The organism is Alloalcanivorax profundimaris, from assembly GCF_015265435.1.
In the GTDB taxonomy this organism is placed as follows: domain Bacteria; phylum Pseudomonadota; class Gammaproteobacteria; order Pseudomonadales; family Alcanivoracaceae; genus Alloalcanivorax; species Alloalcanivorax profundimaris.
The window spans coordinates 32,510-45,949 of sequence record NZ_JABJWH010000020.1 but is presented as its reverse complement, the minus strand read 5'-3'; the positions used below and the strand labels follow the sequence as shown (position 1 = coordinate 45,949).

General features: G+C 66.6%; 14 protein-coding genes. 13 read left to right on the top strand and 1 reads right to left on the bottom strand.

The window, feature by feature from the left end:
• Positions 1-49: 49 nt before the first annotated feature.
• The 6 genes from HMJ39_RS10580 (at position 50) to HMJ39_RS10555 (ending at position 5,043) form a co-directional block, all read left to right on the top strand.
• Positions 50-1,039, top strand: a complete 990-nt coding sequence (locus tag HMJ39_RS10580; protein WP_194297274.1) for an aminoglycoside phosphotransferase family protein — start codon at positions 50-52, stop codon at positions 1,037-1,039.
• On the top strand, positions 1,030-1,722 hold the full coding sequence (gene murU / locus HMJ39_RS10575; RefSeq protein ID WP_228462289.1) for an N-acetylmuramate alpha-1-phosphate uridylyltransferase MurU: 693 nt from the start codon (positions 1,030-1,032) through the stop codon (positions 1,720-1,722). Before HMJ39_RS10580 ends, murU begins: the two co-directional genes overlap by 10 nt.
• A 24-nt stretch (positions 1,723-1,746) precedes the next feature.
• Positions 1,747-2,418 (top strand): ribulose-phosphate 3-epimerase, encoded by a 672-nt coding sequence (gene rpe / locus HMJ39_RS10570; protein WP_194297273.1) that lies wholly within the window; start codon positions 1,747-1,749, stop codon positions 2,416-2,418.
• A 128-nt stretch (positions 2,419-2,546) separates the two neighbouring features.
• Positions 2,547-3,209 carry a DUF4396 domain-containing protein gene (locus HMJ39_RS10565; protein WP_161384106.1) on the top strand — a complete coding sequence of 221 codons (663 nt, stop codon included), beginning with the start codon at positions 2,547-2,549 and terminating at the stop codon, positions 3,207-3,209.
• Positions 3,210-3,291: 82 nt separating this feature from the next.
• Positions 3,292-3,879 (top strand): NlpC/P60 family protein, encoded by a 588-nt coding sequence (locus tag HMJ39_RS10560; RefSeq protein WP_323370888.1) that lies wholly within the window; start codon positions 3,292-3,294, stop codon positions 3,877-3,879.
• A gap of 51 nt (positions 3,880-3,930) precedes the next feature.
• Entirely contained in the window at positions 3,931-5,043 is a 1,113-nt protein-coding gene (locus tag HMJ39_RS10555; protein ID WP_194297272.1) for an NADH:flavin oxidoreductase, read from the top strand.
• Between the two features lie 193 nt (positions 5,044-5,236).
• On the opposite strand, the gene HMJ39_RS10550 is transcribed toward HMJ39_RS10555, so the two are convergent.
• Positions 5,237-6,556: an MFS transporter gene (locus HMJ39_RS10550; RefSeq protein ID WP_161384108.1), complete on the bottom strand. Its 1,320-nt coding sequence runs from the start codon at positions 6,554-6,556 to the stop codon at positions 5,237-5,239.
• 222 nt (positions 6,557-6,778) lie between these two features.
• On the opposite strand from HMJ39_RS10550, the gene cyoA reads away from it, so the two are divergent.
• From cyoA to HMJ39_RS10515, 7 genes are read left to right on the top strand one after another with little or no spacing between them, the layout of a single operon-like run.
• Positions 6,779-7,801, top strand: coding sequence for a ubiquinol oxidase subunit II (gene cyoA / locus HMJ39_RS10545; protein ID WP_161384109.1), 1,023 nt, complete (start codon positions 6,779-6,781; stop codon positions 7,799-7,801).
• Positions 7,802-7,825: 24 nt separating this feature from the next.
• On the top strand, positions 7,826-9,826 hold the full coding sequence (gene cyoB, locus HMJ39_RS10540) for a cytochrome o ubiquinol oxidase subunit I (protein ID WP_194297271.1): 2,001 nt from the start codon (positions 7,826-7,828) through the stop codon (positions 9,824-9,826).
• Positions 9,819-10,460 carry a cytochrome o ubiquinol oxidase subunit III gene (gene cyoC / locus HMJ39_RS10535; protein ID WP_194297270.1) on the top strand — a complete coding sequence of 214 codons (642 nt, stop codon included), beginning with the start codon at positions 9,819-9,821 and terminating at the stop codon, positions 10,458-10,460. Before cyoB ends, cyoC begins: the two co-directional genes overlap by 8 nt.
• The gene (cyoD, locus tag HMJ39_RS10530; protein WP_161384112.1) at positions 10,457-10,813 is read left to right on the top strand and encodes a cytochrome o ubiquinol oxidase subunit IV; all 357 of its coding nucleotides are present in this window, start codon (positions 10,457-10,459) and stop codon (positions 10,811-10,813) included. The genes cyoC and cyoD overlap by 4 nt, the downstream gene beginning before the upstream one ends.
• Positions 10,806-11,585 (top strand): SURF1 family protein, encoded by a 780-nt coding sequence (locus tag HMJ39_RS10525; RefSeq protein ID WP_194297269.1) that lies wholly within the window; start codon positions 10,806-10,808, stop codon positions 11,583-11,585. The genes cyoD and HMJ39_RS10525 overlap by 8 nt, the downstream gene beginning before the upstream one ends.
• On the top strand, positions 11,563-12,870 hold the full coding sequence (locus tag HMJ39_RS10520; RefSeq protein ID WP_161384114.1) for an ATP-binding protein: 1,308 nt from the start codon (positions 11,563-11,565) through the stop codon (positions 12,868-12,870). The genes HMJ39_RS10525 and HMJ39_RS10520 overlap by 23 nt, the downstream gene beginning before the upstream one ends.
• A complete protein-coding gene (locus HMJ39_RS10515) occupies positions 12,870-13,427 on the top strand; it encodes a response regulator transcription factor (protein ID WP_194297268.1) in 558 nt (185 codons plus the stop codon). The genes HMJ39_RS10520 and HMJ39_RS10515 overlap by 1 nt, the downstream gene beginning before the upstream one ends.
• The last annotated feature ends 13 nt before the right edge of the window (positions 13,428-13,440 follow it).

Here is a 13,440-nt window from a genome sequence, read left to right as displayed (position 1 = left end):
GTACGGGTTTTCAGTCGAATCGCGGCAGTGTAATGGATTGAAGGTGGCAATGCAGCCTGAGATGGGTAATGAGGATTCCCGGCGCGCGGCGCTGGATCAATGGGTCGGCGACTGGCTGGGCGCGCCGGTGACCGGCGAGCCGGCGTCCGCCGACGCCAGCTTCCGCCGCTATTTTCGCTATCAACACGGCGGGCGCTCCCTGGTGGCCATGGACGCGCCCCCGGAGCAGGAAGACTGCCGGCCTTTCATCGACGTGGCCGAGCGGCTGGCGGCGGCGGGGGTGAACGTGCCGGCGATACTGCACCGGGATCTGGAACGTGGCTTTCTGCTGCTCACCGACATGGGCACGGAAACCTGGCTCACCGCCCTGGACGACGGCAACGCGGACGCCTGGTTCTCCGCCGCCCTGGACGCCCTGATCGCCCAGCAGCGCCACGCCGACGTCACCGGCCTGCCGGCCTACGACCGGGCCCTGCTGCGCCGGGAGCTGGACCTGTTCCGCGACTGGTACCTGGACCGCCACCGGGGACTGAACCTGGACGGCGACCGGGGCCGCCGGCTGGACGCGGTCTTCGAGACCCTGATCGAGGTCGCCCTGGCCCAGCCGCGAGTGTTCGTGCACCGCGACTTCATGCCGCGCAACCTGATGGTCAGCGACCCCAACCCGGGGGTGATCGATTTCCAGGACGCGGTGCTCGGGCCGATCAGCTACGACCCGATCTGCCTGTTCAAGGACGCCTTCCTGAGCTGGCCGGAGGACCGGGTGCTGGTCTGGTTGCGGGTTTACCACGAGCGCGCCCGGGCCACCGGGCTGCCGGTGCCGGAGGCCTTTGATGAGTGGCTGCGCTGGTGCGACCTGATGGGCGCCCAGCGCCATTTGAAGGTGATCGGCATCTTCGCGCGCATCCGCCACCGGGACGGCAAGCCCAAATACCTGGAGGACGCGCCGCGCTTCTTCGCCTACCTGCGCGCCGTGATCGCGCGGCGCCCGGAGCTGGCGGACCTGGGCCGCCTGCTGGATGAATGGCAATGCCCGTGACCCCGGCGCCCCGGGCCATGATCCTGGCCGCCGGCTACGGCAAGCGCATGCGCCCGCTCACCGATCGCACCCCCAAGCCGCTGTTGGAAGCCGGCGGTCGGCCGCTGATCGAGTACCACATCGAGGCCCTGCGCGACGCCGGCGTGGGCGACATCGTGATCAACACCGGCTGGCTGGGCGAGCAGTTGCCGGCGCGGCTCGGTGATGGCGCCGATCTGGGCGTGCGCCTGCACTGGTCCCACGAGGGCACGCCCCTGGAGACCGCCGGCGGCATTCGCCGGGCCCTGCCGTTGCTGGGCGAGGCCCCGTTCATCCTGGTCAACGGCGACATCTGGACCGACTACGATTTCCGCCGGCTGGCGGCCCTGGACGAGGGCGACGACGCCCACCTGGTGCTGGTGGACAACCCGGCCCACCACGGTGACGGCGATTTCCATTTAACAGGCGGGGGCCGGGTGAGCGATAATGCCGCGCCCCGGCTTACCTACGCCGGCATCGCCCGGCTGAGCCCGGCGCTGTTCGAGCGCCTGGACGACGGCGAGCGCCCGCTGGCGCCGCTGCTGCGCGCCGCCATCGACGCGGGCCGGGTGAGCGGCGAGCACCACCGGGGCCACTGGTGGGACATCGGCACGCCGCAACGTCTGACCGAGCTGGACCGGTTCCTGGCCGGTCGCCGCCGCTGAGCCACGCACCGAGGACAACACTTCATGGCCAAACAGACTCCCTGGATCGCGCCTTCCATTCTCGCCGCGGATTTCGCCCGCCTGGGCGAGGAATGCGAGTCGGTGCTCGCCGCCGGCGCCGACGTGATCCACTTCGACGTGATGGACAACCATTACGTGCCCAACCTGACCATCGGCCCGATGGTCTGCAAGGCCCTGCGCCAGCATGGCATCACCGCGCCCATCGACGTGCACCTGATGGTCAGCCCGGTGGACGACCTGATCGGCATGTTCGCCGACGCCGGCGCCTCCATGATCACCTTCCACCCGGAAGCCTCGCGCCACGTGGACCGTTCCCTGCAACTGATTCGCGACGCCGGCTGCCAGGCCGGCCTGGTGCTCAACCCGGCCACTTCCCCGGACTGCCTGGAATACGTCATGGACAAGCTGGACATGATCCTGCTGATGAGCGTGAACCCGGGCTTCGGCGGCCAGAAGTTCATCCCCGGCACCCTCGGCAAGATCGAGCGGGTGCGCCGCCTGATCGACGACAGTGGCCGCGACATCCGCCTGGAAGTGGACGGCGGTGTTTCCGAGAACAACATCGGCGCGGTGGCCGCCGCCGGCGCCGACACCTTCGTGGCCGGCTCCGCCATCTTCGGCAAGGACGACTACCGGGCGGTGATCGACGCCATGCGCGCCCAACTGCCCGCCTGACCCCGCTGTTTCGTCAAACTCCGTAAAGCCTGCCCGCCGGTGCCTTGAACGGCGCCGGCGCTGTGCTGCAATGGGCGCCGTTATCCGACGCGAACCGTTATCCGACGCGAATAAAGGAGACGACGCCAATGACTTCCTGGTTGAGCTGGCCGGTGCTGGCGGCCTGGGCGGTACTGGCCCTGGCCTGCGCCGCCTGGACGATCCGGGATCTGCGCCACGACAACGCCTTCCTGGGCGGCATCATGAAGGTGGCCTGGGTGCTCACGGTGCTGTATTCCGGGCCCCTGGGGCTGCTGGTTTATGTCTATTCCGGGCGCGGCCAGATCCGCCGCGATTCCCTGTGGCGGCGCAGCTTCCGCTCCGTGGCCCATTGCTACTCCGGCTGCGGCCTGGGTGAGATCCTCGGCGTGCTGGTGCTGATGGGGCTGCTGGCGATCAGCGGCTGGCCGGTGAACCTGGCCACCTTCGCCCTGGCCTATGTGATCGGCTTCGGCTTCACCCTGGGGCCGTTGATGCAGAGCGGCGAGCCGTTCTGGGTGGCCCTCAAGGACTCGGTGGTGGCGGAATCCCTGAGCATCACCGCCATGGAGGCCTCCGCGCTGGCGGTGAACACCGGCCTGGCCGGTGGCGCCGGCATCGGCGAGCCGCTGTTCTGGGCGGCCCTGGTGGTGTCGCTGACCGTGGGGTTGCTGGTGGCCTATCCGGTCAACGTGCTGCTGATCCGCTTCGGCATCAAGGAAGGCATGCACAACCCCAAACACATGATGGAGCACGGCCACCACGGCCATTGACCGGCCGGCGGGGCTGGTGGCCGGACCGCCGCCGGCGGTATAGTTCGTGGAATCGTGTTTCGGGATACCTTCGGGAGACGCCGTGCCCGGTGCGCTTTACCCCCTTTGCCGCCGCTGGCGGGCGACGCTCGGTCTGCTGGCGCTGGCCGCCCTGCTGGCCGGCTGCGCCAGCCGCCCCATGCCCGCCGTGGAGAGCCGCGACGCCGGCGGTGACCCGCCGCCGCTGCTGCGCGACGACGTGCCGGTGGGCGACGCCTCGCCGGTGCTGCCGTTGCTGCGCGAGCAGGCCGACGACTGGCGCGGCGTGCCCTACCGCTTGGGCGGCACCGACCGGCGCGGCGTGGATTGTTCCGCCTTCGTGCAGATCACCTTCCAGTCGCAACTGGGCGTGGAGGTGCCGCGCACCACCGCGGAACTGGCCCGGGAGGGCCGGCGGGTGCCCCGGGACGACCTGGCGCCGGGGGATCTGGTGTTCTTCAAGACCGGTTTTCGCCAGCGTCACGTGGGCATCTACATGGGCGCCGATCGCTTTCTGCACGCCTCCACCAGCCGTGGCGTGATGACCTCTTCCCTGAACAACGTGTACTGGCGGCGCCATTACTGGAAGGCGCGGCGCTTGGAACTCACGGAACCGCCCTCGGCGGTGTCGCTTTCGGATGAATCACGGTAGATTACGTCACTGTTTTTTATTGATGACGTTTGACCGACCGGGAGTTTGTCCATGAGCGCCGATCTCGCGCCTTTGTTCCGTCCCTTTGAATGCAAATCCCTGAAGCTGCGCAACCGCGTGGCCATGGCCCCGATGACCCGCAACTTTTCGCCCGGCCAGGTGCCCGGCGAGGACGTGGCCGGCTATTACCGGCGCCGCGCCGAGGGCCAGGTGGGCCTGCTGATCACCGAGGGCACCACCGTGAACCACCCCGGCGCCCCGGGCCACGACGCCGTGCCCGCCTTCCACGGCGAGGCGGCCCTGGCCGGCTGGAAGCGGGTGGTGGAGCAGGTGCATGGCGCCGGCGGCGCCATCATTCCCCAGCTCTGGCACGTGGGCGGCACCCGCCGGCCCGGCGTGGGCCCGGACAAGGACGCCCCCGGCTATTCGCCGTCCGGCCTGTTCAAGCCCGGCAAGCCCAACGGCAAGGCCATGGACCAGAACGACATCGACGACGTGATCCGCGCCTTCGCCGACGGCGCCCGGGACGCCAAGGCGCTGGGCTTCGACGGGGTGGAAATCCACGGCGCCCACGGCTACCTGCTGGACCAGTTCTTCTGGGAAGGCACCAACCAGCGTGACGACCAGTACGGTGGTTCCCTGGAGAACCGGGCCCGGTTCGGCGTCGAGGTGGTGCGGGCGGTGCGCGAGGCGGTGGGCGAGGACTTCGCCATCGTGCTGCGCTATTCCCAGTGGAAGCAGCAGGATTACGAGGCGCGGCTGGCGCACACGCCGGAGGAGCTGGAGCGTTTCCTGGCGCTGTTCGTGGAGGCCGGGGTGGACATGTTCCACGCTTCCACCCGCCGTTTCTGGGTGCCGGAGTTCGAGGGTTCCGACCTGAATCTGGCCGGCTGGACCAAGAAGCTCACCGGCAAGCCGGCGATTTCCGTGGGCAGCGTGGGCCTGGACGACGATTTCATCGGCGCCAACAATCAGGGCATTGGCGGGACCGCCAACCACAAGGGCCTCGAGGATCTGGTGCGGCGGCTGGCCGCCGATGAGTTCGATCTGATCGCCGTGGGGCGGGCGCTGCTGCAGGATCCGAACTGGCTGGTGAAGGTGCGTGAGGGCGATACCGAGGGCATGGAGCCGTTTACCAAGGCGGCACTCGGGTCGTTGAGCTGAGCCTTCGTCGGTCTTTGAGCGTTGGGCTCTCCAGCCGGGCCGCGTCCTGGTGCGGGCCCCTTTCCGGGAACGCCGCGAGTACGTCCCTGTAGGCTCCCTTTCGAACGTCCTGTTCTCAAGGGTCCCGGAAAGGGGCCCGCACCAGGACGCTCCGGGGTAGCGTTCCGCGCGGCTCCGTGGATTGTTATGGCGGTCAGGGCTCGCCGGTTTCCAGGCGGCGGTTGATGCGCAGGGCCAGCAGGGTGCAGATCACCCCGGAGAGCAGGTAGACGCTCACGTAGGCGAGGCCGAACTTGGCGGACAGGCCCAGGGCCACCAGGGGCGCGAAGGCGGCGCCGAACAGCCAGGCGAAGTCGGAGGTCAGGGCGGCGCCGGTGTAGCGGAAGCGGCGTTCGAAGTTGGCGGTCACGGTGCCGGAGGCCTGGCCGTAGGAGACGCCGAGCAGGGCGAAGCCGATCAGGATGAACAGGTCCTGCTGCAGGGCGGAGCCGTCCATCAGCATGGGCGTGAACAGGCTGAACACGCCGATCAGGACCGCCAGGGTGGCCACGGTGGTGCGTTTGCCGATGCGGTCGGCGATCCAGCCGGAGAACACGGTGCCGGCCATGCCCAGGATGGCGCCGGCGATCTGCACGGCGAGCACGTCGCCGATGGCCTGGGTGTCACCCAGGTTGATCCAGGACAAGGGGAAGATGGTCACCATGTGGAACAGTGCGTAGCTGGCCAGGGCGGCGAAGGAGCCGATGAAGATGTTGTAGCCCTGCTTGCGCAGCATTTCCCGGGTGCCCAGGGGCTCCAGCTCGCCTTCCTCCAGGGCTTCGGTGTACTCATGGGTCACCACCAGCCGCAGCCGCGCGAACAAGGCCACCACGTTGATGGCGAAGGCGACGAAGAACGGGTAGCGCCAGCCCCAGCCCAGGAAGTCGCTGCTGTCCAGGCTGGAGAACAGGAACAGGAACAGGGCGCTGGCCACCAGGAAGCCGATCGGCGCGCCCAGCTGCCCCAGCATGGCGTACCAGCTGCGCCGTTCGCGGGGGGCGTTCAGGGCCAGCAGCGAGGGCAGGCCGTCCCAGGAGCCGCCCAGGGCGATGCCCTGGAGGATGCGGAACAGCGCCAACAGGAGGATCGAGAAGCCGCCCAGGGTCTCGTAGCCGGGCAGGAAGGCGATGCCGGCGGTGGCGGTGCCGAGCAGGAACAGCGAGGTGGTGAGCTTCACGCTGCGGTCCCAGCGCCGCTGGATGGTCATGAACAGGGCGGTGCCGAAGGGCCGGGCGATGAACGCGAAGGAAAACACCACGAAGGCGTAGAGGGTGCCTTCCAGGCGGTCGGCGAAGGGAAAGAACACCGACGGAAACACCAGCACCGAGGCGATGCCGTAAACGAAGAAGTCGAAATACTCGGAGGTGCGGCCGACCACCACCCCCACGGCGATCTCGCCGGGGGCCACGTTGGCGCGGTCGGCGGCGGGCTCCTGGGGGGCGTCGGTCAAAGCGGGCTGGTGTGTGCTGGACATGATCCGGTCTCGCTGCGTGCTGGTTTATTGGAATTCATTAGGGGTATGCTGGCCCCGGCGGTCAAGGAAATCCAGTCCCCGCCCCGGTGCGCCGTATCATCGCGCGTGCGAGGCTTCTCTCGAAACGCGCTCCGCCGCCATTGGACAAAATGTCCAATTCCCGCCGCGCTTCCCGGCGGGTAGAGTGCGCCGCACCCTGGGCCACGTCTGTATGATCCGGCAATGCAGTTACTCAAATTTTTGCGCATAACCCCTGTTCTGATCGCCGTCGCCCTGTTGAGCGGGTGCGACACGGTGCTGATGTCGCCGTCCGGCGATATCGCGTCCCAGCAGCGCGACCTGATCCTCTGGGCCACCTTCCTGATGTTGCTGGTGATCGTACCGGTGATCATCCTCACCCTGGTGTTCGCCTTCCGCTATCGGGCCGGCAACAACGCCACCTACAAGCCCGACTGGGACCATTCCACGGTCCTGGAACTGGTGATCTGGGGCGCGCCCCTGATGATCATCATCGCCCTGGGCGCCATGACCTGGGTGAGCACCCACAAGCTCGACCCCTACCGGCCGCTGGAGCGCATCGACGCCAACCGGCCGGTTCCGGAGGGCGTGGAGCCGTTGGTCATCGAGGTGGTGTCGCTGGACTGGAAATGGCTGTTCTTCTATCCGGAGCAGAACGTGGCGGTGGTCAACGAGCTGGCGGCGCCGGTGGACCGGCCGATCCGCTTCAAGATCACCTCCGAGGGCGCCATGAATTCGTTCTTCATTCCGGCGCTGGCGGGGCAGATCTATTCCATGGCCGGCATGGAAACCAAACTGCACGCGGTGATCAACGAGCCCGGCGTGTACGACGGCTTCTCCGCCAACTACAGCGGCGCCGGTTTCTCGGACATGCGTTTCAAGTTCCACGGTCTCAGCGAGGCGGATTTCGATGCCTGGATCAGCAAGGTCAAGGCGAGCCCCAACGCGCTGACCCGCGACGTTTATCGGGAGCTTGAGCAACCCAGCCAGGCCAACCCGGTCACCTACTACGCCAGCGCGGACGAGACGCTCTACCACGACATTCTCAACCGCTGCCTGGAGCCGGGTGACGTCTGCATGGACGAAATGATGGCCTTCACGGAACTGGGCCTGACCATGTGCATCGCCGGTGATCCCCGTGATCGCGAAGCCGGTAGCGAGAAAGAGGTGCGCGAACTTCTGGATCTGACCATGGCCGGTGACAACGCCCGGTCCCTCAATCGGTAAACGCTTCCAGCGTCGGTATACGAAATGTCTGAATTGGACCTGACAAAGCTGATCTTCGGTCGCCTCACCCTGGAGTCGATCCCGTATCACGAGCCCATTCTGATCATAACCTTCGCGATGGTGGCCGTGGGCGGCCTGGCGCTGCTCGGTTTCATCACCTACAAGAAGGCCTGGGGCTACCTGTGGCACGAGTGGTTCACCAGCATCGACCACAAGAAAATCGGCATCATGTACATTGTGCTGGCCATCATCATGCTGCTGCGCGGCTTCGCCGACGCCATCATGATGCGCATCCAGCAGGCCTGGGCGGTGGGCGACGCCGCCGGCTATCTGCCGCCGGACCACTACGACCAGATCTTCACCGCCCACGGCGTGATCATGATCTTCTTCGTCGCCATGCCGATGATCACCGGCATCATGAACTATGTGGTGCCGCTGCAGATCGGCGCCCGCGACGTGGCGTTCCCGTTCCTCAACAATTTCAGCTTCTGGATGACCACCAGTGGCGCCGTGCTGGTGATGATGTCCCTGTTCGTGGGCGAATTCGCCAAGACCGGCTGGCTCGCCTACCCACCGGTGTCGGGAATCATAAAAAGCCCCGGCGTCGGCGTGGACTATTACATATGGGCGCTACAGATAGCCGGGGTGGGCACCTTGCTATCGGGGGTCAACCTGCTGGTCACCATCGTCAAGATGCGGGCCCCGGGCATGTCCCTGATGCGCATGCCGGTGTTCTCCTGGACCGCCCTGTGCACCAACGTGCTGATCGTCGCCGCCTTCCCGGTGCTCACCGCCGTGCTCGCCATGCTCGCCCTGGATCGTTACCTCGGTACCGCCTTTTTTACCAGCGATCTGGGCGGCAACGTGATGATGTACATCAACCTGATCTGGATCTGGGGTCACCCGGAAGTGTACATCCTGATTCTGCCGGCGTTCGGCGTGTTCTCCGAGATCGTCTCCACCTTCTCGCGCAAGCGCCTGTTCGGCTACGCCTCCATGGTCTACGCCACCGTGGTGATCACCGTGCTGTCCTACATGGTATGGCTGCACCACTTCTTCACCATGGGCTCGGGGCCAACGGTGAACTCGTTCTTCGGGATCACCACCATGATCATCTCGATTCCCACCGGGGCGAAGGTGTTCAACTGGCTGTTCACCATGTATCGCGGGCGCATCGAAATGGAAGTGCCGATGCTGTGGACCCTGGGCTTCATCATCACCTTCGTGATCGGCGGCATGACCGGCGTGCTGCTGGCGGTGCCGCCGGCGGACTTCGTGCTGCACAACAGCCTGTTCCTGGTGGCGCACTTCCATAACGTGATCATCGGTGGCGTGCTGTTTGGCATGTTCGCCGGCATCACCTACTGGTACCCGAAGGCGTTCGGTTACAAGCTGGATCCGTTCTGGGGCAAGATGTCCTTCTGGTTCTGGACCATCGGCTTCTATTTCGCCTTCATGCCGCTGTACGTGCTGGGCCTGATGGGCGTGACCCGGCGCATGAACCACTTCGACGATCCGTCCGTGCAGATCTGGTTCATCATCGCCGCCTTCGGCGCCTTCCTGATCGCCATCGGCATCGCCAGCTTCCTGATCCAGCTGGTGGTCAGCTACCGCCGCCGCGACGAGCTGCGCGACGAGACCGGCGACCCCTGGCACGGCCGCACCCTGGAGTGGTCCACCTCCTCGCCGCCGCCGTACTACAACTTCGCGTTCACGCCGCGCGTGCACGATATGGACGCCTGGTGGCAGATGAAAGAGCACGGCTACAAGCGGCCCGAGGAAGGTTTCCTGCCGATCCACATGCCCAAGAACACCGGCGCCGGGATCATTCTGGCGGGCATCGCCACGGTGCTGGGCTTCGCGCTGATCTGGCACATGTGGCTGCTGGTGGGCGTCAGCTTCCTGGCCCTGCTGGCGGTGACGATCGGTCATACCTTCAACTATGACCGCGACTATCACATCCCGGCCGACGAAGTGGCCGAGACCGAGGCAAACCGTACACGGATGCTTGCGAACCATGTCTGAGACCACCCACGACACCCTGGCCGGTAACGCGGAGCGCGGCGAGCCGCTGCAGTTCCACGAGACCACCGAGCATCATCCGGAGACCGGCACTCTGCTGGGCTTCTGGATCTACCTGATGAGCGACTGCCTGATCTTCGCCAGTCTGTTCGCCACCTACGGCGTGCTGGGGCGCAGCTACGCGGACGGCCCCACCGGCATGGAGTTGTTCGATCTGCCCCTGGTGGCGATGAACACCAGCCTGCTGCTGCTGTCGTCGATCACCTACGGCTTCGCGATGCTGAAAATGCAGGCCAACCAGTTGCGCGGCACCATGGTGTGGCTGGCCATCACCGGCCTGCTCGGCGCCGGCTTCCTGGGCCTGGAACTGTATGAATTCAACCATCTGATCCACGAGGGCGCGGGCCCCTGGCGCAGCGGCTTCCTGAGCGCCTTCTTCGGCCTGGTGGGCACCCACGGCCTGCACGTGCTGTTCGGCATCGTGTGGCTGGTGACCCTGTTGTTCCAGCTCAAGAAGCACGGCCTGATTCCGGAGAACCAGCGCCGCCTGTTCTGCCTGTCCATGTTCTGGCACTTCCTGGACGTGGTCTGGATCGGCGTCTTCACCTTCGTATATCTGATGGGAGTGCTGCCATGAGCGGATCCAACGATCATCACGGCGGAGACATGCCGCACAGCACCTTCAAGGGCTACATGACCGGCTTCGTGCTGTCGGTGATTCTCACCGCCATCCCGTTCTGGCTGGTGATGGGCGACGTGATCAAGGACACCGGCATGACCGCCCTGGTGATCCTCGGTTTCGCGGCGGTGCAGATCGTCGTGCACATGATTTACTTCCTGCACATGAACTTCCACTCCGAAGGGGGCTGGAACATGCTGGCGCTGATCTTCACCGCGGTGATCGTGTTTATCGCCCTGGCCGGCTCGCTGTGGGTGATGTATCACCTCAACGTGAACATGATGCCCGGCCTGATGAAGGAGTATGGCTAACCACGCTGGCGGCGCTCCGGTGAGCGCCCGCCGCTGGGCGGCCCGGGTGTTCTGGGGCCTGCTGGCCCTGGGCGCCTTCGCCGGCTTTCTGGCCCTGGGCCAGTGGCAGGTGGAACGCCGCGCCTGGAAGCTGGATCTGATCCAGCGCGTGGAGGAGCGCGTCCACGCCGACCCGCTCACCGCGCCCCGCCCCATGGACTGGGACGGCGTCAACGAAGACCGGGACGAATACCGCCCGGTGCGCCTGCACGGCACCTACCTCCATGACCGCGACACCCTGGTCCAGGCCACCACCCGCCTGGGCGGCGGTTACTGGGTGATGACCCCCCTGCGCCGCGACGACGGCACCCTGGTGCTGATCAACCGGGGCTACGTGCCCGACCGCGACGCCGACTACGCCCGCCCGCAAGGGCCGGTCACCGTCACCGGCCTGCTGCGTGTCGACCAGCCCGGCGGCGGCTTCCTGCGCGACAACGACCCCGCCGCCGACCGCTGGTACTCCCGGGACCTGGCCGCCATCGCCGAGGCCCGCGACCTGGCGCCGGTGGCGCCGTACTTCGTGGACGTCACCGGCGATCCGGACGCCGCCCCCGAGGCCGGGCCGGTGCCGGGCCTGACGGTGATCGAGTTCCACAACAATCACCTGGTCTACGCCATTACCTGGTATATCCTCGCCCTGATGGTGGCCGCCGGCGCGCTCTACACCGCGCGTCAGGAATTCCGGCCCGGGGACCAGGGAGACGACGACCATGACCACAGCGGTTCACACTGAACACGACGCCACCGGCCGCAATAACATGCAGCAGCTGATCCAGCTGCGCTGGATCGCGGTGCTCGGCCAGATCGGCACCATTCTGGTGGCCCACTTCGTGTTCAGCGTGGCGCTGCCCATGCATTACATGATGGCGGTGCTGGCCGGGCTGGTGGCCTTCAACGGCATCAGCATGCTGCGTCTCAAGCTGGTGGGCCGGGAGGTGAGCAACGGCGAGCTGTTCCTGGCCTTGCTGGTGGATGTGGGCACCCTCACCGTGCAGCTGTGGCTCAGCGGCGGCGCCACCAACCCGTTCATCTTCCTCTATCTGCTGCAGGTGGTGCTGGCGGCGGTGCTGCTGGAGGCCTGGTCCACCTGGGTGATCGTGCTGATCACCGCCGCCTGTTTCGTGTGGCTGGAGTTCGCCGGCCGGCCGCTGACCCTGCCGCCGGATTACGAGCGCGGGCCGTTCAGTCTCTACATCCAGGGCATGCTGATCTGCTTCGTGCTCAACGCCGTGCTGCTGGTGGTGTTCATTAACCGCATCACCCGCAACCGCCGCGAGCGCGACGAGCGTCTGGCGGACCTGCGTCAGCGCGCCGCCGAGGAGGAGCACATCGTGCGCATGGGGCTGCTGGCCTCCGGCGCCGCCCACGAGCTGGGCACGCCGCTGTCCACCCTGGCGGTGATCCTGGGCGACTGGAAGCACATGCCGGTGTTCAAGGGCGACCCGGACCTGCGGCAGGAAATCGGCGAGATGCAGACCCAGGTACAGCGCTGCAAGTCCATCGTCAGCGGCATCCTGCTGTCCGCCGGGGAGGCGCGCGGCGAATCCTCCGAGGAAACCACGGTGCACGCCTTCCTCAACGACATCGTCGAGGAATGGCGCGGCAGCCGCCCGGTGAAGACCTTCTCCTACCACGACCGCTTCGGCGAGGACGTGGACATTGTGTCCGATTCGGCCATCAAGCAGAGCCTTTATAATGTGCTCGACAACGCCCTGGAGGCGGCCCGCGAGCGGGTCACGCTGACCGTGCGCCGTGACGGCGACGCCCTGGTGCTGGCGGTGAGCGACGATGGCCCCGGCTTCAGCGACGCCATGTTGACCCGGCTGGGACGACCCTACCAGTCCACCAAGGGCCGGCCGGGCAGCGGCCTGGGCCTGTTCCTGGTGGTCAACGTGGCGCGCACCCTGGGTGGCGGCGTGCGCGCCCACAACCGCCCCCAGGGCGGCGCCGAGGTGGTGCTGACCCTGCCGCTGGCGGCGATCACGCTGGAAGACGAGCAGGAGGGAGGAGAACCCTGATGAGTGCTGATACCGGTCATGCCGAGGACGTCCGGCGGTTGTTGATCGTCGAGGACGACGCCGCCCTGGCGCGCACCCTGGGCCGCTCCTTCGAGCGGCGCGGCTACGCGGTGCGGTCCCTGGAGGGCATGGAAGACCTGGCCGGGACCCTGGAGGAATACCGTCCCGGTTACGCGGTGGTGGATCTGAAGCTCAAGGGCGACGCCTCCGGCCTGACCTGCGTGCAGGCTCTCCACGAGCACGACCCGGAAATGCTGATCGTGGTGCTCACCGGTTACGCCAGCATCGCCACCGCCGTGGAGGCGATTAAGCTGGGCGCCTGCCATTATCTCGCCAAGCCCTCCAACACCGACGACATCGAAGCCGCTTTCGAGCGCGCCGACGGCAGCACCGAGGTGGCCGTGGAAGGCCGCCCCACCTCCATCAAGACCCTGGAGTGGGAGCGGATTCACCAGACCCTGGCGGAAACCGGCTTCAACATCTCCGAGACCGCCCGCCGGCTGGGCATGCACCGGCGCACCCTGGCTCGCAAGCTGGGCAAGCGCCAGATCAAATAACCCGCCGCCCCGT

Coding starts and splice junctions, on each gene's coding strand:
- cyoD (WP_161384112.1), top strand. CDS start 10,457: ATGAGCGGATCCAACGATCATCACGGCGGAGACATGCCGCACAGCACC.
- cyoA (WP_161384109.1), top strand. CDS start 6,779: ATGCAGTTACTCAAATTTTTGCGCATAACCCCTGTTCTGATCGCCGTC.
- HMJ39_RS10580 (WP_194297274.1), top strand. CDS start 50: ATGCAGCCTGAGATGGGTAATGAGGATTCCCGGCGCGCGGCGCTGGAT.
- murU (WP_228462289.1), top strand. CDS start 1,030: ATGCCCGTGACCCCGGCGCCCCGGGCCATGATCCTGGCCGCCGGCTAC.
- HMJ39_RS10525 (WP_194297269.1), top strand. CDS start 10,806: ATGGCTAACCACGCTGGCGGCGCTCCGGTGAGCGCCCGCCGCTGGGCG.
- HMJ39_RS10520 (WP_161384114.1), top strand. CDS start 11,563: ATGACCACAGCGGTTCACACTGAACACGACGCCACCGGCCGCAATAAC.
- cyoC (WP_194297270.1), top strand. CDS start 9,819: ATGTCTGAGACCACCCACGACACCCTGGCCGGTAACGCGGAGCGCGGC.
- HMJ39_RS10565 (WP_161384106.1), top strand. CDS start 2,547: ATGACTTCCTGGTTGAGCTGGCCGGTGCTGGCGGCCTGGGCGGTACTG.
- HMJ39_RS10555 (WP_194297272.1), top strand. CDS start 3,931: ATGAGCGCCGATCTCGCGCCTTTGTTCCGTCCCTTTGAATGCAAATCC.
- HMJ39_RS10550 (WP_161384108.1), bottom strand. CDS start 6,556: ATGTCCAGCACACACCAGCCCGCTTTGACCGACGCCCCCCAGGAGCCC.
- rpe (WP_194297273.1), top strand. CDS start 1,747: ATGGCCAAACAGACTCCCTGGATCGCGCCTTCCATTCTCGCCGCGGAT.
- cyoB (WP_194297271.1), top strand. CDS start 7,826: ATGTCTGAATTGGACCTGACAAAGCTGATCTTCGGTCGCCTCACCCTG.
- HMJ39_RS10515 (WP_194297268.1), top strand. CDS start 12,870: ATGAGTGCTGATACCGGTCATGCCGAGGACGTCCGGCGGTTGTTGATC.